The 23,970-nt window shown below is 60.9% G+C and carries 16 protein-coding genes; 8 read left to right on the top strand and 8 right to left on the bottom strand.

What is annotated here, in order from left to right:
• Positions 1-39: 39 nt before the first annotated feature.
• Both PEP31012_RS14240 and tcuA read right to left on the bottom strand, forming a co-directional pair.
• Positions 40-1,245 carry an ABC transporter substrate-binding protein gene (locus PEP31012_RS14240; RefSeq protein WP_150589987.1) on the bottom strand — a complete coding sequence of 402 codons (1,206 nt, stop codon included), beginning with the start codon at positions 1,243-1,245 and terminating at the stop codon, positions 40-42.
• A gap of 41 nt (positions 1,246-1,286) precedes the next feature.
• Positions 1,287-2,750, bottom strand: coding sequence for an FAD-dependent tricarballylate dehydrogenase TcuA (tcuA, locus tag PEP31012_RS14235; protein ID WP_343039901.1), 1,464 nt, complete (start codon positions 2,748-2,750; stop codon positions 1,287-1,289).
• A 184-nt stretch (positions 2,751-2,934) separates the two neighbouring features.
• Here tcuA and PEP31012_RS14230 point away from each other — a divergent pair, with 184 nt between their 5' ends.
• Entirely contained in the window at positions 2,935-4,434 is a 1,500-nt protein-coding gene (locus PEP31012_RS14230; RefSeq protein ID WP_150589986.1) for an aldehyde dehydrogenase, read from the top strand.
• A gap of 453 nt (positions 4,435-4,887) precedes the next feature.
• Positions 4,888-5,082, top strand: a complete 195-nt coding sequence (locus tag PEP31012_RS14225) for a hypothetical protein (RefSeq protein WP_150589985.1) — start codon at positions 4,888-4,890, stop codon at positions 5,080-5,082.
• Positions 5,083-5,355: 273 nt separating this feature from the next.
• Here the strand turns inward: PEP31012_RS14225 and PEP31012_RS14220 are convergent, their stop codons facing one another.
• From PEP31012_RS14220 to PEP31012_RS14210, 3 genes are all read right to left on the bottom strand, one after another.
• Positions 5,356-6,099 carry an SDR family NAD(P)-dependent oxidoreductase gene (locus PEP31012_RS14220; protein WP_150589984.1) on the bottom strand — a complete coding sequence of 248 codons (744 nt, stop codon included), beginning with the start codon at positions 6,097-6,099 and terminating at the stop codon, positions 5,356-5,358.
• Positions 6,100-6,405: 306 nt separating this feature from the next.
• Positions 6,406-6,690 carry a YciI family protein gene (locus tag PEP31012_RS14215; protein ID WP_150589983.1) on the bottom strand — a complete coding sequence of 95 codons (285 nt, stop codon included), beginning with the start codon at positions 6,688-6,690 and terminating at the stop codon, positions 6,406-6,408.
• Between the two features lie 21 nt (positions 6,691-6,711).
• Positions 6,712-7,719, bottom strand: a complete 1,008-nt coding sequence (locus PEP31012_RS14210; RefSeq protein WP_150589982.1) for a quinone oxidoreductase family protein — start codon at positions 7,717-7,719, stop codon at positions 6,712-6,714.
• A 126-nt stretch (positions 7,720-7,845) separates the two neighbouring features.
• On the opposite strand from PEP31012_RS14210, the gene PEP31012_RS14205 reads away from it, so the two are divergent.
• Complete coding sequence (locus tag PEP31012_RS14205) at positions 7,846-8,718, top strand: LysR family transcriptional regulator (RefSeq protein WP_174978251.1); 873 nt, start codon at positions 7,846-7,848, stop codon at positions 8,716-8,718.
• A gap of 235 nt (positions 8,719-8,953) precedes the next feature.
• Here the strand turns inward: PEP31012_RS14205 and PEP31012_RS14200 are convergent, their stop codons facing one another.
• Positions 8,954-9,769 carry a DNA-binding transcriptional regulator gene (locus PEP31012_RS14200; protein ID WP_150589981.1) on the bottom strand — a complete coding sequence of 272 codons (816 nt, stop codon included), beginning with the start codon at positions 9,767-9,769 and terminating at the stop codon, positions 8,954-8,956.
• A 288-nt stretch (positions 9,770-10,057) separates the two neighbouring features.
• Between PEP31012_RS14200 and PEP31012_RS14195 the strand changes: the two genes are divergently transcribed.
• From PEP31012_RS14195 to PEP31012_RS14175, 5 genes are all read left to right on the top strand, one after another.
• On the top strand, positions 10,058-11,911 hold the full coding sequence (locus PEP31012_RS14195; protein ID WP_246171300.1) for a bifunctional 3-(3-hydroxy-phenyl)propionate/3-hydroxycinnamic acid hydroxylase: 1,854 nt from the start codon (positions 10,058-10,060) through the stop codon (positions 11,909-11,911).
• Positions 11,912-11,914: 3 nt separating this feature from the next.
• Complete coding sequence (locus PEP31012_RS14190) at positions 11,915-12,874, top strand: 3-carboxyethylcatechol 2,3-dioxygenase (RefSeq protein ID WP_150589980.1); 960 nt, start codon at positions 11,915-11,917, stop codon at positions 12,872-12,874.
• 15 nt (positions 12,875-12,889) lie between these two features.
• Complete coding sequence (gene mhpD / locus PEP31012_RS14185; protein ID WP_150589979.1) at positions 12,890-13,675, top strand: 2-keto-4-pentenoate hydratase; 786 nt, start codon at positions 12,890-12,892, stop codon at positions 13,673-13,675.
• 277 nt (positions 13,676-13,952) lie between these two features.
• The gene (mhpT, locus tag PEP31012_RS14180) at positions 13,953-15,239 is read left to right on the top strand and encodes a 3-(3-hydroxy-phenyl)propionate transporter MhpT (RefSeq protein WP_150589978.1); all 1,287 of its coding nucleotides are present in this window, start codon (positions 13,953-13,955) and stop codon (positions 15,237-15,239) included.
• Positions 15,240-15,350: 111 nt separating this feature from the next.
• Entirely contained in the window at positions 15,351-16,229 is an 879-nt protein-coding gene (locus PEP31012_RS14175) for an alpha/beta fold hydrolase (RefSeq protein ID WP_150589977.1), read from the top strand.
• 55 nt (positions 16,230-16,284) lie between these two features.
• Here PEP31012_RS14175 and PEP31012_RS14170 read toward each other — a convergent pair whose 3' ends face one another.
• Both PEP31012_RS14170 and PEP31012_RS14165 read right to left on the bottom strand, forming a co-directional pair.
• Complete coding sequence (locus PEP31012_RS14170; RefSeq protein ID WP_246171299.1) at positions 16,285-17,046, bottom strand: lysozyme inhibitor LprI family protein; 762 nt, start codon at positions 17,044-17,046, stop codon at positions 16,285-16,287.
• Between the two features lie 205 nt (positions 17,047-17,251).
• Complete coding sequence (locus PEP31012_RS14165) at positions 17,252-23,842, bottom strand: DUF3320 domain-containing protein (RefSeq protein WP_150589976.1); 6,591 nt, start codon at positions 23,840-23,842, stop codon at positions 17,252-17,254.
• Positions 23,843-23,970: the final 128 nt, after the last annotated feature.

Raw genomic sequence — 23,970 nt, 5'->3', positions numbered from 1 at the left:
GTTGACCAATGGCGCCGTCGTCAGATTATGAAAATGTCTTCAGGCAAGCTTGCACTGCGACTGTCCCTGGCTTGGGAACGACTTTCCGAACGACACGACTTCGGCGAAATCGTCGGCATCGCGCATCTTCGCCTTGGCCTTGCCTCGCATCAGAAAATAGTTCTTCGACACTTGATGATCGAACGCGCGCATTTCTTCATCGCCGGTGATGCCCGCCCATTTCATCGATTCAAGCGTCTGCGCCACGCGCTTCGGATCGGTCGTGTTCGCGCGGCGCACCGCGTCGAGCATCATGCTCGTGACAGCGAAGTCCGCAGCAGTGAAATAGGTGGGAGTCGCACGATTGACTTCACGATTGAGCGCGACGAAGGCCCGGTTGGCTGGCGCATCGTGGCCGTGCCAGTACTGCACGCCGAAGAAAACGTCTTCACAGATATCGGGACCGAGCGTGGCAAACTGGTCGAGGCCAGCCGACCATGCAACGACGATTTTCATCTTCTTCTTGAGGCCGAAGCTGACCGCCTGCCTGAGGGTATCGATGCTTTGCTGACTGAAGTTCAGGATCAACAGGACGTCCGCATTGGAAGCCGCCGCGTTGGTCAGATAGCCTGAAAACTCTTTGTCTTGCAACGAGTGATAGCTGTTGCCCACGTGTTCGATACCCTTTTCCCGGAACACGTCCTTGGCGTTGTTGAGTAACCCTTCGCCAAACACGTATTGCGGGGTTATGGTGTACCAGCGCTTTGCCTTGGGGAGCATGTCGGCCACCGGCGCGACGGTCTGGCGAATGGCGCCGTAGGTTGGCACGGCCCAGCGGAACGTCGCGCGGTTGCACGCCGATCCGGTGATTTCGTCGGCGCCGACATAGGTGATATAGACACCGCCGGCGTGCTCGATTTCACGGCTGACGGCGAGCGCCTCGCTCGACAGCGCCCCCCCCAGGAACAGGCGTCCCTGCTTCTGGTTGATCGCCTCTTGAATCTTGCGCACTGCCGTACCGGTATTCCCCTGCGTGTCGATGGTGTGATAAGCAACGCTGCGGCCCATCGATGGCGACAGGCTCTTGACCGCGAGGCGGCCTCCCATTTCACCAAACTTGCCGTTTGCGGCAAATGGGCCGGAGAACGCGCTGAGCATGTAAAGATCCAAGCCGTCGGCGGCAAGCGCCCGTTGGATGTCGGCCACACCGAACCCGCCTGCCAATCCGGCGGCGGCGCTCAATCGAAGAAAATCGCGACGTTTCATGAGTTGTCTCCTCGCTTCACTCGTTTAACACGGTTGTCGTTTCAGGCGCGCTCTAGCGCTGCCGTCTTCCCCGCACGGCGGCCGAACACGATGCCGCGCAGCACGGAAGTCGATCCCGTGTACACCTGGTGGTAGATACCGACCGTCTCGCCCGCAGCGAGCAGCCCCGGAATGGCACGCCCGTCGGTATCGAGCACACGCGCCTGCGTATCCACCTTCAACCCACCGAAGGTGAAACAGTTCGCCGAAATGATGGGATAGGCAGAAAATGGCCCGGCTTCGATGGTGCGCGCGTGATTCGACTTGGCCGGCCAGACGCCCTTGGTGCTGAGCCCGTCCAGCGTCATGCCGCCATCGAACGCGTCCGGTGCGGGACAGGCCGCGTTGTAGGCGTCGATGGTCGAGATGAAGGCGTCAACCGGAAGTCCCAGCTTCCGCGCGAGTTCCGGCAGCGAATCGGCCTGAATGGCGGGCTGGTCGCTGCGAATGCTGGTTTGCCAGCGCGGAATGTCATTGACCTTGCTGTCGAAGATCACGTACGCCACGCCACCGGGCTGCTCGCCGATCGCACGGGTGATATTGTCGTAGTGGGCGTCGACCGTACCCGGTGCTTCGTCGACAAACCGGCTGCCATTGCGATTGATCAGCACGCCGTAGGGATAGATAAAGACGACGGCTTCGGCCATCGCTGAGCGCGGGTCGACCGGTTCCGCGTGGTACGAACCGAATTCCCCTGCGGGGGCGGCACCGAGATCGAGCGCCATGCGAATGCACTCGCCCTTGTTGTAATACCCACCGCGCGCGACTGGACGAATGTTGCTCGCTTTCGGACCGAGATACTGCGTCAGCATTTCCGGATTGCCTTGGTATCCGCCAGAGGCAAGCACGACGTTTCGCGCGTGGAACGTCAACGCGCCAGCCTCGGTGGACACCGCACGCACGCCGGTCACGCAGCCGTCGCCGTCTTGCAGCAATGCCTTGGCAGTGGTGTTGTAATGGAATTCGACGCCCAACGCCCGGGCTTGCTTGAGCAGCGCCTCGAGAATCGCGAGACCGCCTCCCACCGATGCGATGCGCGTCGTGTTCTGGGTGAGCAGGTAAATGGGCATGGGTTCGAATCGGCAGCCGAACTGCTTGAGCCATGCAAGCGCGGAGGGGGCCTCGGCGGCGAAGAACGAGATCAATTCGGGGTCGGGGAAGCCATGTGCCTTGACGATCGATGGCCAGTGCGAATACTCGGATACCGCCTCGGAGAGAATCATCGGATCCGGATTCGCCCCTGCGTTCTCAGCGAAGTGACTCTCGAAATCATCGCTGACCTCGCTGTCATTCTTCATACGCATGTACGCTTCGGTCCAGCGACTGTTTCCGCCGAAGTCCTCGAAAGGTGCACGCTCCAGCACCGCCACCGCAGCACCGGCCTGCGCGGCGGACACCGCTGCCGACAACCCTGCGACGCCGTGGCCAACCACGAGAACGTCGACATTGCTTACCTTCGCCATCATCTCCTCCAGAACATTGAGACCTTCACGAACCGGCCGCAGTCTCAGGCTGTGATCTCTCCTTGCAACCCGGCGGCTTTTGACAAATAATAGAACTGCGTTCTGTTTAACGCAACGAATTATTCCATAGGGTTTCACCCTACAGAATTTATATCTGATTTTCGCAAGTCCGATTGGAGACATCACCATGGATCAACAGCTCCGCGAAACCGATCTCCCGCGCTATGGCAACTTCATTGGCGGGCAGGAGATCGCGCCATCGACCGGGAAGTATTTCCCTACGGAGAACCCTTACGACGGAAAAGTCTGGGCCGAGATCGCCCGCAGCGATGCACACGACGTAGACGCCGCCGTGACTGCGGCACATGCGGCGCTAAACGGCGCGGCTTGGGCATCGCTCACCGCGACCCAGAGAGGCGCATTGCTGCGGCGTCTCGCAGATCTCATCATCGAAAATGCGCCGCATCTCGCCGCGATCGAGATGCGAGACAACGGCAAGCTGGCGGCCGAAGTGACGGGCCAGGTGCGCTATCTGGGCGACTATTACCATTACTACGCAGGACTCGCCGATAAGGTTCAGGGCGCTGTCATCCCAACCGACAAGAAAGGCGTATTTGCGTATACGAAGTACGAGGCGAAGGGGGTGGTTGGGATCATCACGCCGTGGAATTCGCCACTTGCTCTGACGAGTTGGAAGCTCGCACCGGCGCTGGCGGCGGGATGCACTGCGGTCATCAAGCCATCCGAATTCACTTCCGCATCCATGATCGAGTTTGCGCGCCTTATCAAGCAGGCGGGCTTTCCTGACGGCGTAGTCAATGTCGTGACGGGCTTCGGTCAGGAGGTTGGCGAACCGCTCGTCACGCATCCGCTGGTGGCACACGTTGGTTTCACCGGCGGCGGGGGGGCTGGTCGGAAGATTTACGAACTTGCGGCGCGCGGGCTGAAGACGGTGACGCTCGAACTCGGCGGTAAGTCGCCGAACGTTGTTTTCGACGATGCAGATCTCGATCAGGCGGTGAAGGGAGTGGTTTCCGGCGTGTTCGCTGCGTCCGGCCAGACGTGCATGGCGGGGTCGCGGCTGCTGGTGCAGCGCAGTATCCAGGAGGCCTTCGTACAGCGACTCATCGACTTTGTGGGGCAGGCGAAGATCGGTGATCCGTCGAAGATGGATACACAAATCGGACCGATTGCCACGCGCCCCCAGTTCGAACGCATCATGGCATGCATCGAAAGCGCCAAGCTGGAAGGTGCGACCTGTGTGCTGGGTGGGCGCGCACGCTCGGACTTGGGCGCAGGCCAGTTTGTGGAGCCGACCATCTTCACCGATGTGACCAACGACATGCGCATCGCACAGGAGGAGGTGTTTGGACCGGTGCTCGCAGTGATTCCGTTCGATGACGAAGAGGATGCCATCCGGATCGGCAACGACGTTGCCTATGGTCTTGCTGCTGGCGTGTGGACACGCAGCCTGCACCGCGCGATGGTCATGACCGACCGGTTGAAGGCCGGCACGGTTTGGGTGAACAACTACCGCGCTACGAGCTTCACGTCACCATTTGGCGGCTACAAGCAGTCAGGCATCGGCCGCGAATCCGGCGTTGAAACGATCAAGGAATATCTTGAGACGAAATGCGTCATGATCTCCACGGACCTCGACGTCCCCAACCCCTTCATTCGACGATAGCTCGACAGTGTTTAACAGGCGAATTCGCCGGGAGAGGCTCTCGCAATCGTGTTGCGGTCTCCTGGCGAATGCCAGTTCTCACGACCGGTTGCGGGAGCATTTACGCTTGCAACGTACTTCGTCCCGCTTCTTGGCTCACTCAGCCTTGAACGGCGCGCCCATAGCCGCTCGTGATTAGTCACAACGCGTGGAGCAACTGCTGCAGTCGGACGGATGCCTTTGCCGGTGTCCCATATGCTGAATCGCCCTCGCCTACGAATCCTCGACTGTGTTCGCGTCGCGGCGCTGACCACGTTGAATGGCGCAATCAGGTCCGTAAGGTGGTGGCACCTTTGGCACGCTCGTCAGGGTAATGACGGGCGTGACCATGACGCCATCAGGTGCCGACTCGGGCGCAACGGTGGGGGTGATCGCCGGCCCCATAGGCTCCGTGTCCGATGCCTCGCAGGCACGATGTTTCCCGGACTCGCCGCGAGCGCTGCCGGCTATACGGCAGACGCCGCCATGGGCGAAGTCATCGACGAAAACGTTCTCGACAATCATTGCCGAGTGGCCAGCGACGATCACCAGCGCGACGCCGCCTACTTCGGCGCTGGCGCTGCACTCAAGCAGAACGCCGAGGACGAGGCAATGACGCTACTCGATTGAATCCTCCTTCGAGATGGCTTGCGGCCCCGCCAGGATCCATCTTCGCTGAGCTCAAGGAGATGCCCGCACCCTACACACGGTTATCGCGGCAGGGTGCTTTCATTCTGGAGGCAATCAAGCAAAAGGTGCCGTCGGTAGAAATTAACTTAGGTAAGCGCTCGTTCCACCGTCATGGCATAGGGGATGAGGCAAAGCGACATTTCTCAAGACGGTGAAGTGTGCAGCACATTCCATTCGCTTCACCACTTCAGCATGCCGTTTCACGCCTGACCTTCAAAGTGTTTGCCCGTTCTCGGCCCTGATGATCTGGCCGGTCAATGAGCGGGACGTGAGCAGCAGGGAGATGGTCTCTGCAATATCCTCCGGTGTCGAGATGCGCTGAAGCGGAAGGTTGCCCGAGAGTTGGCGCATCTTGGCTTCATTGCCGGACCACCAACGGGTTTCGACAGCGCCGGGTGCAATGCAATTGACACGGATTTCCGGCGCCAGTGCCCGTGCCAGGGATTTGGTCATGCCGTGCAGGGCTGCCTTGGAAACGGCATAGGGAAGCGACGAGCCATAACCGGTTTCTCCGGCTATGCTGCCTACATTGACAATGGCACTACCTGGCACTGCGCGCAGGTGCGGTGCTGCCGCCCGGCTACAGTTGAATGCGCCTTTCACGTTGACCGCGAAGAGATCGTCCCAAACGTCATCGGCAACTGCCTCCAGGTCAGCGAATGGCAACTGTCGGGTGATGCCGGCATTGTTGATGAGATAGGTGATGTTACCGAAAGAGTCGACGACTTCGGCCATCGTGCGCCGTACCTGGCCGTCGTCCGCAACATCGGTTTGGATGGCGATGGCGTCCTGGCCTCTCGCGCGAATGGCGTTCACGGTGTCGTTGGCTTCTGCGTCGCTGCGCGAATAGATGATCACCACCGCGCATCCCGCTGCTGCCAGTTTCTCGCTTGTGGCCCGACCGATACCCGTACCGCCGCCGGTGATAACCGCAACTGGTTTCTGAGTGCTGTTCATTTCAATTTCCTCTTATCCAACTAATCTACTTGTCTAGTTCCCGTTCCTTCGAGCGAATTTCCACCACCCGTCGAGCAGGATCCCCGCACCCCATCCTCGAGATAACGCACTTCGTCGCCGGCAGACCGATCGGCGAGATTTTTTGTGGTTCCGCGCGCTCAGGGTTGAAACGTGCCTCAATAATTGCCTTTCCATCGCACGAGAAATCTCTCGATTGTCTGTTGCCATCATCCCCCGATGACTGACCGTCGCCGCCAATGGCTTGACCGGCGACGACAGTGCCTTTGGCGCTCGGCAAAGCTACGCTCAGAAGTCGGGCATGCCCGGAGCGGCCATCGTCGGTTCCCAGGCAATGATTTGGTAGCTGGCGACCCCGGCCTGATGGAAGGGGTCTTCGGAAATCCATTGCGAGACTTCGTCAAGCGCGTTGGCTCTGGCGAGAATCACGCCACCGGTTCGCGGCGCCTTCCTGCCCGAGAGCAAGAAGTGCCCCGCCGCGTAATGGCGATTCAGAAAGGCGCGATGGTCGTCCATGTGAACGTCCACTTCGGACAGGGGGCGCAGATAGTCGAGAAGGATGAGAAAGAGCATGATGATCCTCGTTGATTTTGCTCAGGGATGCAGGAGAATGGCACCGGCGGTTTGCCCGGCTTCGAGCCGGCGATGTGCCTCCGCCGCTTCGCGCAATGGAAGGATGTCGCCGATCGTCGGCCGCAGCCCGGCCTGCAGTTGCCGGATGGTGGCCAGTGCCCCTTCGCGATAACGTTCCAGATCCGTCATAAAGCGAATGACGCCGGGCCGCGAGAGCGCCACCGAACGCGCCGGGCCGAGCAGCGACAGATCGAGCGGTGCGACGTCGCCCGACACTTGGCCGACATTGGCAACCATACCGTAAGGACGTACACAGCCGAGGGTATCGAGCAGAGTCTTTCCGCCGATGCCGTCGATAGCGTAATCGACGCCCTCGCCATCCGTCAGCCGCATGACCTCTGCCACGAAGTCCTTATCGCGGTAATTGATCGCGTGGTCCAATCCGTGTGAGATGGCCAGCTCCGCCTTGGCCAGCGAACTGACGGTGCCGATGACGCGTGCGCCCATCGACTTCGCCCACTGCACGAGCACCAGCCCGAGACCTCCGGCCGCAGCGTGCACGAGCACGGTATCGCCAGCCTTCAGCGAATAGACGTAGGTCAGCAGCATGTGAGTGGTGATGCCGCGCAGCAGCAGGCTGGCCACTGCGTCGTCGGGTACGTCGTCGGGCAAAGCGATGGCCCGGTCGGCCGGTAGGTTGCGGGCGCTGGCATAACCACCGGTGGGAAGGCCGGCGTAGGCAATACGCTGGCCCAGACGCACTGTGTCGACATTCGGCCCGAGCGCCTCGACGATGCCAGCGGCCTCGACGCCAAGCACTGCGGGAAGCGAGGGCAGCCGGTAGAGGCCGGTGCGGTGATAGATATCGACATAGTTAACACCGATCGCCGTGTGCCGGACTCGGATCTCGCCGGCCGCCGGCGGAGGCAGCGTTTCCTCTACGGTGGTCAATGCCGACGCGTCGCCATATTGGCTGATAACAATCTGGGACGCTGCTGATGAGTCTTGAAATGATTCGCGCTGGGTCATGGTGTTCCCCTGATGGATGAGCTTGCAAGCGCAGCTTACGTCGAGCAAAATTAGCCATCAATTCGGAAAAACTTGACATTTACTGTGCAAAAAAACACAGCTATCACTGGCGTTGAAAAGCGCGCTCTGCAGTGGGATGACGTCCGCTATTTTCTGGAACTGGCGCGCACGGGCAGCTTGTCGGGTACGGCTCGGCGGCTCGGCGTCGAGCACTCGACCGTGGCAAGGCGCGTCGAGGCACTGGAGCAGTCGCTGGGGATCAGGCTTTTCGACCGCTTGCCCAAAGCGTGGTCATTGACGGCGGAAGGCGAGACGCTGGTCGCGCAGGCTGGCCGACTGGACGACGAAGCCCAGGCATTTTCGCGGGTAGCCCTCGGCGTTTCATCGTTGCAGGGAACAGTCCGGCTGTCGGCCCCCCCTGTTTTGGCGGGTCAATTCCTGGTGCCTCGCCTGGCCGCCATGCGCTCCAGATGGCAGAACATCGATCTCGAGGTGATCGGCGAGGCGCGGGATGCCAATCTGGCGCGGGGCGAGGCCGACCTGGCCATCCGAATGTCGCGACCGACTGCGGCGGGCCTGGCGGCGCGTGCCATTGGGGACATGGGTTATGGACTTTACGCAGCCCATGGTTATACTCGCCGGCCGGCTGATGCCTGGGAGTTTCTCGGTTACGACGACAGTCTTGATCAGGTACCGCAGCAGCGCTGGCTGACTCAGGTTGCCGGCAATCGGCGTTTTGTCCTCAAGAGCAACGATCTCACCGCGTTGCTCAACGCTACCCGTGTGGGTCTCGGCATCGCGGTACTCCCCCATTTCCTGGCTGCCAACGACGACGCATTGTCGTTGGTCCCCGATCCCGTCTGCACCACCGTAAGAAAGCTATGGCTGGTGATGCATCCCGATGTCAAACGCTCACCACGTGTGCGGCTGCTTGCCGATCTACTGGTGGAGGTGGTCGTCGAGGCGCAAGCGCTGCTGTTGGGAAATGCCCCCGAGTGATTCACCAAGGGCGTTTCCATCTTGCTGTCGCTGCAAACGATCAATTTTCCAAAAAGCTCGCATCGCGGCTGGTCCGGATTTAGCCGATCAGATCACGACAGCCGGCCCCGCCTCAAATCGAAACTTGGTGGACTGAGTCCCGTGGAATATCGAATGCGATCGGGAAAAAGCTAACGCGGGCCTGGCGTGAATTGATCGACGTCCAGACCCAAGCGGTCATGGCGAGCGGTGGCGCTTAATCGTCAGCGGACGCCGCATGCACGGGGGCGGCGGGTGCCACGGCGGCGGCCATCTGCGCCGCCGCCTCCTGCAGCGGCGGCACGAACCGCCGCACGGCCTCGGCCGGGCTCACGGCCTGATCGAGATAGATCACGTTAAGACTCGCCAGCACACGTCCCTCCGACACAATGGCGACCGCGACCGCGCCGATCTTGCGCTGGTCGAGCCAGTCGCCATGATTCGAGCCGAAGCCATTCTCGCGTGTCTGGCGCACGAGATTGCGGATGAATGCATCATCGCCAGCAAACCGCTGCTGCAACTCCCCGCCCGCGCCCGTTCGCAGCAAATCGAGAATGTCCTCGCGCTCCGCCTCCGGGCACATACCGAAGTACGCCCGTCCAGCCGCCGTGAACAGCATCGGCAAGCGCCGCCCGACCATGGCCCGGTGAAACGACAACGGGCTGAAACGATGCGTCGTCTCGCGGATGATCATGGCGTCGCCGTCGGGAGTGGTCAGATCGGAGGGCCACACCACACGTTGCATCAACTTCCCCATGATCGGCGGTGCGATGGTCGCTATGCGTTCGTCGTCCGTGAAGCCCTCGCTGAGCGAGCGCACCGCGAGCGCCAGACGGAAGGTGTCGTCGGAGGTACTGCGTCGCACGAATCCGTCTTCCAGCAATGTCTCCAGCAGTCTGCGCACGGTGGTGCGGTGAAGTCCCGTCGCTTCGCTCAACTGCTGCGGCGTCGCGCGTCCCCGCTCCATCGCGTTGAGCGCCCGCAATACCAGCAGGCCGCGCGACAGCCCGCGCACGTTCGGATATTTGCTCATGAAATCACATTTAAAATCAATGATGTGCATTCTATGCACATTTCGGTGAAATTGTTGAGCGCTTTTCGCGACCTGCCTAGACTCATCGAAAAATCAGAGCGCTAGCGGAGACACCTTCTTTTCGGTGTGAGCGAGTGTCGTCGAAGACACCTCGCTCAACGACCGCCCCCGGCCTAACGATTAGCGGACGACACGAGCCGCGACGGAATCAACGAACGCAGCACGCCATTCGAACGCGCCAGACCGGCGTGCAGGGCGCGCTCGCGCTCAAAACAAGGAGCGAGACACATGAGTACATTCGTCAACGCCACCAATGCCGTGGCCGACACCACTGCCGACATCACGACGGCCGTGGCCATCGTCGGCGCGGGCCCGGTTGGGCTGATGATCGCGAATATCCTCGGCTTGCAAGGCGTGCGCGTCACGATCCTGGAAAAGCTGGATCAACTCATCGATTACCCGCGCGCCATCGGTCTGGACGACGAGGCCTTGCGCGTATTCCAGGCCGTCGGCCTTGCCGACGCCCTGCTTCCACACACGACCCCCGATCACTGGATGCGGTTTGTCACGAGCGACGGTCACTGCTTCGCGTCGATCGAGCCGCGTACCGACGAATTCGGCTGGTCGCGCCGCAACGCGTTCATTCAACCCCTCGCCGATCGGGTGCTGTTCGAGGGGCTCGACCGATTCGCGCACGTGGACGTGCGCTTCGGGCACAGCGTCGAGGCGCTCGCGCAGGACCCTCGGGGGGTGACGCTGAGCACGCGAACGAACGATGGCGAAGTCCGTACGATTCGCGCGGGTTACGTTGTTGGCGCCGACGGCGGCAACAGCGTGATTCGTCGCCTGCTTCAGGTGCCGTTCGAAGGGCGCACGAAGCCCAACCAGTGGATCGTGGTCGACGTGCGTAACGACCCGGTGGGCTCGCCTCACGTTTATCTGCACTGCGATCACGAGCGCCCGTACGTTTCGGCGGCCCTGCCCCACGGCATTCGCCGCTTCGAATTCATGGTCATGCCAGGCGAGACGGAGGAAGCACTCTCCAGGCCCGAGAACATGGCCGCCCTGATTCGCAAGGTGGTCGCGCATCCGGACCGGGTCGACTACATCCGCAAGCGGGTCTACACGCACAACGCGCGGCTGGCGGAGACGTTCCGTGTGGATCGCGTGTTGCTGGCAGGCGACGCGGCGCACATCATGCCCGTATGGCAGGGGCAGGGCTACAACAGCGGCATTCGCGACGCCAACAACCTTGGCTGGAAGCTTGCGATGGTGATCAAGGGGCAGAGTCTCCCGAGCCTGCTCGACACGTACACCGCCGAGCGCCGGCCACATGCGCGCTCGATGATCCACCTCTCCGAAGTCGCGGGCGACATCTTTGCACCGACCACACGCTTCGGCGTGCGCTTCCGTGACGCCTTCGTGCGCAGCTTCAACCTGTTTCCGTCGGTCAGGCGCTACTTCGTGGAAATGCGTTTCAAGCCGATGCCGCGCTACGAAGCGGGAGTGGTGTTGCTTCCCCCCTCGACATCCACCGGCGGCTGGCTGGCGCGCCTGTTGAAGCGCTCGGGCAATTCGGCGCCGGGCCGCCTGCTGGGCCTGATGAGCGAGAAGCGGGACTCGTGGCTCGGGCGCCGGGTGTATGGCCGCGACCCGTTTGCCAGTTCGCCGGTCGGGCGTCTATTCATTCAGCCGAGTGTCCGCACGGAGACCGGCGAGCTTCAACGTCTCGACGACGTCATCGGCAATCACTTTGCCGTGCTCGGATGGGGGGCCGACCCGACGTTCGGCCTGACAGCGCGTGCGCGCGCCGTTGCCGAGACACTGGGCGTGCGCTTCGTGCTGGCCAAGCCCGACGTGCAGATGGCGCACACCGACGACGTGCCGGCGGGCGTGATCGCGATCGGCGATCCGCTCAATCGGCTGAAGGACTGGTTCGGCGCGCGTTCGCAGTCCGTGGTCTTGCTGCGCCCCGATCGATTCGTCGCGGGTGTCTGCGCCCCGCAGGAAGTGTCGGACGCGCTGATCGAGCTAGCCGGCAAGGTAGCGCTCTCCGATGATCCGGTGCGGCAGGCGACGCCGCTGCGCGCGCCAACGAACCAAGCCCCCACCGTCGTCATGCAGCAAGTTGCCGGAGCCTGAGTCATGCCGATTCATCTCGAATGCATTTCGCATACGCCGTTGCACGGCTATTTCGATCCGCCCGACCACATCGTGTCCGACGTGAAGCGGGTGCAGGCGCGGGCACGCGAGCGCGTGCGCGCGTTCGATCCCGAACTGGTTGTCGTATTCGCGCCGGATCACTTCAATGGCTTCTTCTATGACGTCATGCCGCCGTTCTGCATTGGCGCGGCGGCCACGGCCATCGGCGACTTCAACAGCCTGGCCGGCAAGCTGCCGGTCCCTTCAGATATCGCGCATGCACTCGCCGAGCACGTGCTGGCGTCGGAGGTCGACGTCGCACTGTCTTACCGCATGCAGGTCGATCATGGCTGCGCCTATGCGTTGGAAGTGCTCACAGGCGGGCTCGATGCCTACCCAGTTGTGCCCGTATTCATCAACTCGGTCGCGCCGCCGATGGCGACGCTGCGCCGGTCTCGCCTGCTGGGAGACGCCATCGGCCGGCACCTGGCGCGCACGGACAAGCGCGTGCTGGTGGTGGGATCGGGTGGCATCTCGCACGAACCGCCCGTGCCCGAGCTGATCGGTGCGACCGAGGAGGTCGCCGAGCGTCTGATCGCCGGCCGTAACCCATCCGCCGAATCGCGCGCGGCGCGTCAGGCACGCACGGTGGCCGCCGCCGAAGCATTCACGTTGGGAACGAGCCATCTGCATCCGCTCAATCCGCAGTGGGACCACGCGTTTCTCTCGTTGCTCTGCGACGGGCATCTGAGCGCCGTCGATGAAATCAGCAACGACGCGATCACGCGCGACGGCGGCAAATCGGCCCACGAAATCCGTACGTGGGTCGCAGCTTTCGCGGCACTCGCCGCTTATGGCGAGTACGGCGCGTCCCTCGATTACTACCGTGCGATTCCCGAGTGGATCGCCGGCTTTGCCGCAATGCACGCCAAGCCGCAAACGGCGCTGGCCGCGGCCGCCTGATCGAAGGAGTCTCCCATGTCGAATTCCTCATTGATTCAGACCCTCGCCGAGCGTCTTCGCCGAGCCGAGGCCACACGCCAGCCCATTGCACCGGTTCGCGGCGAGATCGCACCCCACGACACGGCGAGCGCCTATGCCGTGCAGCAGTGCAACGTCGCCGCGCGTGCCGCCACGGGCGAGCGCATCGTCGGCCGGAAGATCGGCCTGACATCGCTCGCGGTGCAGCGGCAGCTCGGCGTGGATCAGCCAGACTTCGGCACACTGTTTGCCGGCATGGCTTACGGCGACGCGCAGCCGATGCCGCTTGCGAGCCTCATCCAGCCCAAGGTGGAAGCCGAGATCGCGCTTGTGATCGAGCGTGACCTCACGTGCGAGAAACATACGTTTGCCGACATTCTGCGCGCCACCGCCTATGCGGTCGCGGCCGTGGAAGTCGTCGACAGCCGCATCGAGCAGTGGAATATCCGCTTCGTCGACACCGTGGCCGACAACGCGTCGAGCGCGCTGTTCGTGCTGGGCAGCCGGCCGGTCGCGCTCGCCGACATTGAGCTGACCGCCTGCGCGATGACCCTTTCGCACAACGGCGAAGTGCTCTCGCGCGGCAACGGCGCGGCCTGTCTGGGCAACCCGTTGAATGCCGCGGTCTGGCTTGCCGACCGCATGGCGCAACTCGGCACGCCGCTGCGCGCGGGGGACGTGGTGCTCACCGGCGCGCTCGGCCCGATGGTCCCCGTTACCGAGGCAGGCACGTTCGTCACGGAAATCGAAGGTCTGGGCAGCGTACGCGCGACGTTCGCGTAAGGAAGCCCACGCACGCGTCAGCGCACGCAAGGACAAGCACGGACACATCACGACGCGTCGGACAGCAGCGCAAGACGACTTGTGGCGGCGCTATGCGAATCAAGGCGATGCAATGCGGCAACGTCATAGGGCGAGCTGATGCGACGAACTAATGCGACTTGGGTCGCTTATGAACCGGACTTTTCGCCGTCGAACATCGAGAGGTAAAGCGCGCAACGCCCAAGATTCAACACGACCGCCGAGAAGAGCGGATTTTCCTGGAACTGGAGACAAAGCAATGCAAGCATCATCACCGCAAGGCGCGGCGCCCTCGAAGGGCAGCCTCGCAACCATCGCACTGTGTTTGGCCATCGCCCTGCTCGAAGGCCTCGATCTGCAGTCGGCAGGCGTGGCGGCCCCACGCATCGCCAAGGAGTTCGCACTTTCCGTGGCGCAGATGGGATGGGCGTTCAGCGCCGGTGCCATCGGCTTGTTGCCTGGCGCCGCACTTGGCGGGCGTCTGGCCGACCGTTGGGGACGCAAACGGGTGCTGATGTTGTCCGTCGCCCTGTTCGGCATTTTCTCGCTCGCCACGGCACACACCTGGAATTTCGAATCGCTGCTGACGGCGCGCTTTCTGACCGGTCTCGGTCTCGGCGCTGCCATGCCCAATCTGATCGCACTATGCGCCGAAGCCGCGCCGGAGGGCCAGCGAAACACGGCCGTTGGTGCCATGTATTGCGGCATGCCGTTCGGCGCAGCATTCGCTGCCGTGGTCGGCATCATGAGTCCTGGCGACGACGGCTGGCGTCACGTGTTTTACGTCGGCGGTTTCGGTCCGTTGTTCATGGTGCCGCTGCTGGGGCTTTGTCTGCGTGAGTCGGCACAGTTCGTCGCCACGCGCGTAACGCGTAACTCGCGCGGCGCCGGCACCACGGCGCCGCACGACGTGCCCGGCGCGACACCGAGCATCGCGCACGCGCTGTGGAAAGAGGGCCGCACGCGCACGACGATCGCACTGTGGACGAGCTACCTCGGCACGCTCATCGTCCTGTACTTCCTGATGAACTGGCTGCCGTCGATGGTGGTGGCCAACGGGCTGTCGCGCGCACAAGCAGGCATGGCCATCATGATGTTCAACATCGGTGGCGGCATCGGGGCGATCGGCATAGCGAACGTGATGGATCGCTGTTCGCCGCGCTTGACCGTGATCGGCATGTACCTCGGCATTGCGTTGTCACTGGCCGGGTTGTCGGGGGCCAACGGTGCGGTGACGATGGCCTGCGGCGCCTTCTTCTGCGGATTGTTCCTGGTCGGGGGGCAGTCGGTGCTGTATTCGATGGCCGGTCAAGCGTATGCCACAGAAGTGCGGGGCACGGGCGTGGGGGCGGCGGTGGCCGTCGGGCGTCTCGGCTCGATCCTGGGGCCGTTGATCGCCGGTCAGTTGTTCGCGCTGGGGAAGAGTGCGTCGATGCTGGTGTCGTCGAGCATTCCGTTGATCGTGATTGCAGCCATTGCCGCGCTGAGCGTGGTGAGCACATTCGCACCGCGCGTTGTCGCCGGCGTCGCTCAGCCGGGGCAATGACCGGGCGGCGCCGAGCATCGTCGAGTGCTTGAGAAAGTCTTTGGGAGGGAGGCGTGTTTCATGACGAAGCGCGCCGTCCTCAACGATTCACTATTCGTAGAGGGAGTCATCATGACGACAACGACATCGACCGACATGGCGCTCACGGAAGCGTCCACGAGCCGTTTCGTGACGATCCGCGACGCGGACACGGAATTTCGCATTCACTACAACGATGCCGGCAGTGGGGCCGAAACGGTGGTGATGCTGCATGGCTCGGGACCAGGCGCGACCGGCTGGGCCAATTTCAACCGCAACGTCGAGCCGATGGTCGACGCCGGCTACCGCGTGCTGCTGGTCGATTGCCCCGGCTGGGGAAAAAGCGATCCGGTCGTCAACACCGGGTCGCGCTCCGAATTGAACGCACGCGTGCTCAAGGCCGTGCTCGATGCGCTCGACATCGAGCGTGTGCACATCATCGGCAATTCGATGGGGGGACACAGTACCGTGGCATTCGCCCTGTCGAATCCCGCGCGTGTCGGCAAGCTGATCCTGATGGGAGGCGGCACCGGCGGGCCGAGCCAATTCGTGGCCATGCCGACGGAAGGCATCAAACTGCTCAATGGTCTGTACAAAGATCCGACCATCGAGAACCTGAAGCGCATGATGAACGTGTTCGTATTCGATGCGAGTTCGATCACCGAGGATCTGATGCAGGCTCGGCTCGACAACATGCTCGCGAATCGCGACCACCTCGAGAATTTCGTGAAGAGCCTTGCCGCGAATCCAAAACAGTTCACGGACTATGGCGCACGATTGGGCGAGGTCGCGGCGCCGACACTAATCGTCTGGGGGCGTGACGACCGCTTCGTGCCGATGGACGTCGGCCTGCGACTGCTGGCCGGATTGCCGAATGGGCAGTTGCATGTGTTCAACCGCTGCGGACACTGGGTGCAGTGGGAGCACGCGGACGCATTCAATCGCATGGTCATCGACTTTCTGACGCACTAGGACGCTGTTCTTGGGAAAGGCCCGTAATCTGACTGGCTTTTTCGTACTGGATTGATTACGGCTTCTCCGTCGCCGGGCCGACGGAGATTAGCGGTGCAGCCCCCATAGACCCGTTGAACTGACCAATTCTTTCGCCGTATCTGCGTCGCAAACAATTCAGTTCTTTTCCACACGAGCGGCGAGACGCCAGCCAAGCCAGTTGTGATTGCCTGAGTGAGTGAGGATCTTGGGTCGATGCTTGGGCATCGCGATAGAGCTGTCCAAGCTCCACGTCCATTGCCGCCAGTCCAGGGTCGGAACAGATCGTCACCTCATCATCTGAGGGGGCGCGCTTGCAATCGAAGCTCGTGGTAAGCGTCTGCGTCGACGTGACGACGCGTCGCCGATCCAAAGGCGCTTGCGGCGGCCCGCCTGGTGAGGCAACTGACGAGGTGACGACTCGCTCGTCAGAAAGCGGTTCGGTCCTGGTTGACTGGAATCGCGCTGTGTCGGCCACCTGTGTAGCAGCCTCGACAATCGTTGATGCCGCGACACTGCTGTCCGCCTGTTCAGACACATTGGTCATTGGCGCGGCCCCCTCTTTTGGCGCGGCGTCACGAGCTCCGGTCAAGCTGTTCACAGCCAAACCAACAATTACGATCCCGACACCCCAGAGCATCCTCCGCCTGGCCTGAGGGAAATTTCTGGTGTCCGGCTCGTTGTTCTTGTATCCAGTTCTGTATCGACGATCGACCTTTCGCGTGTCGGCAAATCCAGATACGCCAACGAATAGGGTGAGCACACCGACCACGATCAAGATAATGCCCAACGAGTTCATTTCGATTCCCCGAATAGCGCGTTTTCTTCGCCGCGCCTGATGTTGTTTTCATTATTTGTGTAGAACCGCCCTCGTAAGGTCGTTTCGGCCGCCCGATGGCAGACAATGCAAACCAGTCATCTAAGAACGAGTAGAGCTACGGATCCCACCTCAGTTGGCGTCTACCCAGGCGCCCTCATAACCACAGGCATATCCCGCAAGAGCCTCATTCGGCCCGCCATGCTTCGACGAGACGCTCTCGACTTGCCGCACGCAAACGCAAGAGACCAAGCTCGCGACTCATTGCGTTCAACGCCGAATCCTCGTCATGGCCTTCGGCGCGAAAACGAGCTGCTAACACCCTCAGCTCGGCAAGCGAGACTTCATCCACTTGGCGTGCTGCTCCTGGGCCGGGAACTCTGAATTTCAGCGTCGACCTATCCGCTAACGCCTTCGGCCAGACAAACAACCCGCCACTCTCCAGCTCGGTCTCAAAGTGCTTCGAAGCCAGATCCACCACACGACCGAGAATTCTCCCCCCAGTCTTCGCCCATCCATGCGCTCTGGCGATCCGCCGCCCCAACACCTCGACTCGCACCGGCCCTTCCCCGTCAACTACCGAGGTGATCATGCCAAGCAGCCGCTCGTCGTAACTACTCGCGAAGAACAGTTCCGGATCCGGAGCATGTTCAGTCATTGCCAAATCCACTTCGACGAATATGCCGCCTGACGGGCTCTGAGCCGTAGCGCCGGAATTGGCATACATGACAATCGGTTCCACAACGACCGAATCATCTGTAAAAGCCGCGGGCCGCGTCTGTGCATCGTTCTGCTGCTGGGAAACCGATGGTGGGACGTCGCCCGCTTTTGCTACTGCAATCGCGGCGTCAGCGATCGCAGCCACACTTTCCAACGCCGCATTTCCCTCAACACGCTTTGCCTCAAGCAAGCGGTGCAGCCGCGCATCCACCTTATCTAGTGTTCCGTGTCTGTCGACCCACCAATCTGTCGACCAGATTCTCACGATGTCCCAACCCAACCCATTGAGGACCTGCTCGCGTAACTTGTCACGATCACGCGCAGTCGCTGACCGGTGATACGTTGCGCCATCACACTCAACCCCGGCCAGGTAACGCCCCGGGGAATCCGGGTCGACCACACCGAGATCGATGCGGAAAGCGGAGACGCCAACCTGCGGATGGACTTGCCATCCTCGTTCGGCAAGTGCTGCGCACACAGCCTTCTCGAAAGGACTGTCAAAGTCGCCGACGCTGCCTGCGACGACTTCGCCCAGCGCTCGTGCGCCTCGCTCCGCAAACTCAAGGAAATGTTTCAGATCCCGTACCCCCAACGCCTGCGTACGCGAAAGATCCATCTTCTCGGGTTTGAAGCTACCGAAAACGCGCAGTTCATGCCTCGCACGTGTAATCGCAACGTTCAAGCGACGCTCGCCACCTTGCTGGTTCATCGGGCCGAAATTCATCGGCATCACACCATCGAGGCCCGGTCCGTAGGTGATTGAGAAGTACATGACGTCCCGCTCGTCACCCTGAACGCTCTCAAGGTTCTTAACGAACACGGGCTCTAACGCGGTATCAGCGAAATGACATTCTATGGATGGGTCCTGCCGACGTGCTTCGTCCAACAAATCCTCGATCAGGCGCTGTTGTTCGGAGTTGAAGGTCACCACACCCGCGGTTAAGCCGTCCTCTCGGAATTCCTTCGACTTGAGACGTGCGACGAGGTCGGCAACCAAGGCCTTCGCCTCCGGCTTGTTAGTGCGCGAGCCCCCTCTCTCGTATTGACCCAGTGCGACATGCGTAAAGCTGACCGCACGATCGTTCGTCACAGGGCTTGGGAACGTTACAAGATCGCCGTCGTAGTAACGATAGTTCGAGAAGGCGATCAGGCTTTCATGGCGACTGCGGTAGTGCCAAGACAGTTTCATTGTGGGCAGATTGGCGCCGATGCATTCCTCCAGAATGCTCTCCAGCTCTACTTCAACGTCCGTGTCATCGATGTCGGATTCGGCTCGCTCAAAGAAGCTGGTCGGTGGCAACTGTTTCGGGTCCCCGACCATGATCACCTGCCGTGCTCGTGCCATCGCCCCAATCGCATCCCAGACAGGAATCTGTGAAGCTTCGTCGAACACCACGACGTCGAAGTCTGCCGTGTCTGCCGGGAGATACTGCGCAATGGAGAGCGGGCTCATGAGCAAACACGGCGTGAGGCGCAGAATCGCATCCGACGCTTTTGACACGAGTTCACGCAATGGTAGGTGGCGGGTCTTCTTCTGCATTTCATAACGAAGAAGCCCCCATTCAGAGCCATGCGTCACCTTTGCTGGTGACGGAAGTCCCGCAGACAACTGAGCGCGGACCCATTGCTGAGTCAGCGAGGTAAACTTTCGGTCCAATTCCCGGAAGTCATGAATCCGCTTTTCATGCTCGGCGGACGCAAACGTTCGCAGCACCTCATCTGCATCGACCACAGCATTCAACCACCATCGGCAGTAGTCAGTCTCGAAGGCCTCTTTGACCGAACCCAAGGCGACAGTACCGTCTTCAATTCCGGAGACCAACGGCGCGAGACCGAGGGAAAGCGCGTGCTGACGAACTTTGCGCCAAGCACACCAATCCCGAAGACGATTCGACTCGTTAGCCACCAGACGCGCGCGCTCTGCGATTTCGCCGGGCAGTGCGTTTAAAAGCAATGAATACTCCGCTGCGGGAATGCCGCTCGCGCTCGCGAATTTCTCCACTGTCTGGTTGAACGTGCGAAGTGCTGCTGCATAGGCACGTCCCGCTCCCGCAATGGAGCCTGCGGGCTCAAGGAGAACGTTGCTATCACCTAACAGGAGGGAGATCGGAGCTTTGACCTGAGCCAGCGCCTCTGGAGTCGTGGCCAGAGTTGCCAGAGCGTTAGTGAGCGCGTCGAGGAACTGAAGCGCAGGCTCAATGCCTTCGAGCTTCGTTTGAAGGCCGTTCCACAGACCGTCCGTCTTGCCCGAGAGATCGCCAAACTCCTGAATGCGCACGCCAAGCGACACGAGCTCACGCATTTTCTTGAGGTCGTCGGCAGCGGCAGCACCCGCGCGCCCTACTTCGATGGCCGCGAAGCCGTCGTCTTGCCAACGGCTTTCGCCTCGTGCGGCGGCGAGTGCCGCCTGGAACGCCAGATATGCTTTTGCAGTTGCAACATCCGATTGATAGCCATTCCAAACGCCGGCGGTTTCGCCACCAAGACGTTCCATCCGAGCCACCACCTGATCGATCTGGCGTAGCTCTCTCATTCGACTCAGATCATTTCGCGCAGACTCGCCACACTGGCCACGACCGACCGGGTCAAGTCTGACATCCTCCCACGCCATGCGCTCGCCAGCGAGTTCTAGTGCGTCCTGAAATGACTGCAACGATCTAGCGACGTCGATCTCAGTCTTCAAGCCAGCCCACACATTCGCCGTGGGGAGGGACAGATCGTCGAAATCCTTGAGCTGCAGAGTGAGCCGGTCAATGCAAGCTAAATGCTCGATGTCATCCTTGAGATCAGGCTCTCCTGCCCCCGTCGCCAACTCTTTCAGTTTCTTCGCGAGGTTGCGTTTGCGCAGGACACTTAGCGGCCATGGTGACCCCAGAAGCTCCTTCAGATCAGCCTGCAACTCGCCAACCGTTTTCGACGAGATGCCTTCTTTATAGGTCAGTGAGAGCTGATTGACTTCGTCCTGTCGCGTGCGCAATAGTGCGATCGCAGCATTCAGACGTTCGCGAAGTGCCGCATTCCATGGTTTAGACAGATTGGCGCGGATTTCAGTGTCCCGTTGGAGCTGGGTCACGCCAAGACGCAAATCGTCGAGTGCCTGATTGCCCACGGGAGATGACAGCCCCCGGAGCAGTGTCCGGTATCGCTCAACCAAAGGCGCTGCCGACCGAAGGTTGTCGGCGATTGCCTTGGCATCAGGACGCAGAACAAAACGCCAGTCGTACCCGGACGCCCTAGGCAGCACTGCCGCCAACTGTTCCAGTCCCGCGCGCACGCGGACTTCCATCGTCAGAGGGTGCAGTCCGATGGCGGCCTGAAGTGCCGATGCGGCGGCCTCAAATCCCGCTACCGCATGAGTAACCTCGACCGCAGTATTCACGAGGCGTTCGGCCCACAGCGGAGACCATTCGGTCTGTACAACGTGGGACAACGGGCCTTGCGTGAGGCTTGCTTCGCCGACGGCCTTGGCATTCACATCCAGCAACTCCGCGGTTTGCCGTAGATCGCGCAAGGCTTCAACGTCGTGCCAATGCGGTGCGGGCCAGGCGAGATGGAGTAGTGGGAAGCCGTGTCCACCGACTACACGACCGATAGCGTCATACACGTTCAGACCGTTCGTGTGGCGCGCGTGAAGACGTTCGACGTAACCGTTTAGCTGGGCACGCAACGTTTCCAGACGTGCAGCCTCCGCATCCCAGTCGTCGGGGTCCAGCGCTGCGGTCGCGTCCCATGACGTGCGGAGTTGCTCAAGAACCTCTGTCTTGCGAGCCTTGTTCGAGTGCAGTTCTAGGCAGAAATTTCCCAGTCCTACCTCTGCCAGTCTGCGATACACGACATCTAGCGCGGCCATCTTCTCGGACACGAACAGGACGCGCTTGCGCTCCGCCAAAAACTGGGCAATGAGATTCGAAATAGTCTGACTTTTCCCCGTGCCAGGCGGCCCGATAAGCACGTAGTCTTTGCCCTTGCTTCCGGCAACGATGGCGGAAAGTTGTGACGAATCCGCGGGAAGTGGGCAAAAAGTGTCTTTGACCGGGAGCTCTGCATCCAAACGCCGAGCGTCGGGAAATTCCACTGCGCTCTGGTAGGCGTCGCGCGGTGTATCGATCAGATGGCGAACGACCGGATTTTGCTTCAGTTGCTCTGTGCGCTCGGTTAGATCGCGCCACATGAGGTACTTGGCAAACGAAAACGACGCAAGCACAACGTCCTCAACGACTTCCCATCCTGCAATGTCTTTTACGGCGTGGGAGACCGTCTTCCAGATACCGGCCACGTCCAAGCCTGCCTCGTCCTGAGGCAACTCCGCGTCCCGAATGCCGAGTTCCAGCTCGAAATCCTGACGGAGCATTTGAATCAGCGTGGGATTGAAACGTGCCTCGTCGTCGTGCAGCTTGATACTGAACCCCGAGCGAGCGCTGCGGCGATCAAGCGAAACAGGTAACAGTATTAATGGCGCGCGATACTTTTTGGCTTCTTTCGCGTCACGTGTCCAGGACAGGAAACCAAGCGCGAGGAAAAGGGTGTTCGATCCACTTTCCTGCAAGGTTGTCCGCGAGTTTCGATAGAGTTCGACCAGCCGCGCGTCAAGTTCCTCGGGGGTAAGGCCAACGAAGACTTCCTTGCGTGTCAAAGCATCCAGTGCGTGTTCGCGGCGAACATGCTCCCGTTCCCGGGCTTCGTGTATTGCCTGGTTCCTAGGATCGTCACCATCCATCAGATCCGGACGGCTCAGTACCTTGAGCGCATGGCCTTCGGCCAATACATCTTCCAAGGCGCCGGGCTCGGGCGCGTCGAATTTGACGGATTTCTTGCCGGATTTGAAGCTCAGCAGATTGTTGCGCAGCGAGAGATCCAACAACTTGCGCTGCCATCGCGAGAGTCTGTCTTCCGGGCACTCATCAGCGACCTCGATCTTCGATTCACGCGTCCAGACCAGTTCGGGCGGGTCTTCCCACTCGGCTTCGATAGAACTCGTCGTTTCGAGCGCACTGTCGCCACGCGCAATAGCCCTTTCACTCGCAAGTGGCTTAACGCGTTGCATTCGCGCGCGGCGAATGTCGACGGCGAGCTCGAACTTCCCCTCATCCTCCTCCGAAATGTGTTCATCGCCTTTTGCCGCGGTAAAGCTAAACGCGGGGAGCGGGCGTTGGACGAGCAATGTCGACTCAAAGAGCACCATCTCCTTGAGCTTCGCCCGCTTGCGGAGCGCCGTGATGTCGTCGATAACGGTTGAGGAAAACTCTTCAGCGTTCAACCAGACGCCCGGGAACGCATGTCCTTTTTGAAACACAACAAGGGGATTCAGTCCCGCTTGCTCAAGCGCGGCACATACGAAAAGCGTTAGGTCGAGACACGTGCCTAAACCAGACTCGGCGACTTGGCCTGGCCCTCGGACCTTTTGTCCATCGCGCTCAAAGCTGGCCGGCGGCAACGCATAGTCCAACCCCATCGCGCCGATGGCATTCCATATGGCCGCTGCGATTTCCCAGGCACGTTTAGGCCCCTCTTCGTATCCATTGATCGCACCGGATTTTCCTGCTCTACGCAGGATTTCAGCCGCCGCTTTGAGAACGCGGTCGACGGCTGGCTCATTGGGTTGCACAAACGCCGCAACCATATCAGGAAGAGACGAAAGACCACCCCATTGGTTTCGCGGAAGGAGTTCAACGACGTGTTCGCTGCTGGACACAGTCCTCAACGCTTCATCCGTTGTCGTGAGCTCAAACTTCAGGACTGCCTTTTCCGCTTCGGTAAGACGTCCGAGCAATGGCCCATCCAGCGCGATATCTAAGTCCGACACGCGAACGGTCTGCCCCGCGGCCAGATGATCAAGGTGCCAGATCTTCGGCTTGAGAAACGGAGGCTCAGATAGCGCGGTCAGTTGAAGGTTGCGAAACGTGTCGTCTGTTTCATTGAGCACGGCAAGTTCGTGAACCGCGGGTACCGCGTTCTGATAATCGGCCAGATTGACTCGAATCGAAACGGTTGTTTGAATTCTTACTTCGCGTGCCGGCGCAACCGGCGAAGGCGTCGGTTCGATGTCCCCGTTACTCATTGTGAATTCCCCGCTTGTTCTTTAACCAATTCAATGCCCGCGGTTGACAGCGCGGTTCGCCGGGGAAGTTTAGTGTGCCGAATAATCACCGCAAACGGCAGCGGGACTTCCCCTGATTAGCAGTAGGC

The sequence above is a fragment of the Pandoraea eparura genome, from assembly GCF_902459725.1.
Taxonomy (GTDB): domain Bacteria; phylum Pseudomonadota; class Gammaproteobacteria; order Burkholderiales; family Burkholderiaceae; genus Pandoraea; species Pandoraea eparura.
This window is presented reverse-complemented; position numbering and strand designations above follow the sequence as displayed.

Coding starts and splice junctions, on each gene's coding strand:
- PEP31012_RS14240 (WP_150589987.1), bottom strand. CDS start 1,245: ATGAAACGTCGCGATTTTCTTCGATTGAGCGCCGCCGCCGGATTGGCA.
- tcuA (WP_343039901.1), bottom strand. CDS start 2,750: ATGATGGCGAAGGTAAGCAATGTCGACGTTCTCGTGGTTGGCCACGGC.
- PEP31012_RS14230 (WP_150589986.1), top strand. CDS start 2,935: ATGGATCAACAGCTCCGCGAAACCGATCTCCCGCGCTATGGCAACTTC.
- PEP31012_RS14225 (WP_150589985.1), top strand. CDS start 4,888: ATGTTTCCCGGACTCGCCGCGAGCGCTGCCGGCTATACGGCAGACGCC.
- PEP31012_RS14220 (WP_150589984.1), bottom strand. CDS start 6,099: ATGAACAGCACTCAGAAACCAGTTGCGGTTATCACCGGCGGCGGTACG.
- PEP31012_RS14215 (WP_150589983.1), bottom strand. CDS start 6,690: ATGCTCTTTCTCATCCTTCTCGACTATCTGCGCCCCCTGTCCGAAGTG.
- PEP31012_RS14210 (WP_150589982.1), bottom strand. CDS start 7,719: ATGACCCAGCGCGAATCATTTCAAGACTCATCAGCAGCGTCCCAGATT.
- PEP31012_RS14200 (WP_150589981.1), bottom strand. CDS start 9,769: ATGAGCAAATATCCGAACGTGCGCGGGCTGTCGCGCGGCCTGCTGGTA.
- PEP31012_RS14195 (WP_246171300.1), top strand. CDS start 10,058: ATGAGTACATTCGTCAACGCCACCAATGCCGTGGCCGACACCACTGCC.
- PEP31012_RS14190 (WP_150589980.1), top strand. CDS start 11,915: ATGCCGATTCATCTCGAATGCATTTCGCATACGCCGTTGCACGGCTAT.
- mhpD (WP_150589979.1), top strand. CDS start 12,890: ATGTCGAATTCCTCATTGATTCAGACCCTCGCCGAGCGTCTTCGCCGA.
- mhpT (WP_150589978.1), top strand. CDS start 13,953: ATGCAAGCATCATCACCGCAAGGCGCGGCGCCCTCGAAGGGCAGCCTC.
- PEP31012_RS14175 (WP_150589977.1), top strand. CDS start 15,351: ATGACGACAACGACATCGACCGACATGGCGCTCACGGAAGCGTCCACG.
- PEP31012_RS14170 (WP_246171299.1), bottom strand. CDS start 17,046: ATGAACTCGTTGGGCATTATCTTGATCGTGGTCGGTGTGCTCACCCTA.
- PEP31012_RS14165 (WP_150589976.1), bottom strand. CDS start 23,842: ATGAGTAACGGGGACATCGAACCGACGCCTTCGCCGGTTGCGCCGGCA.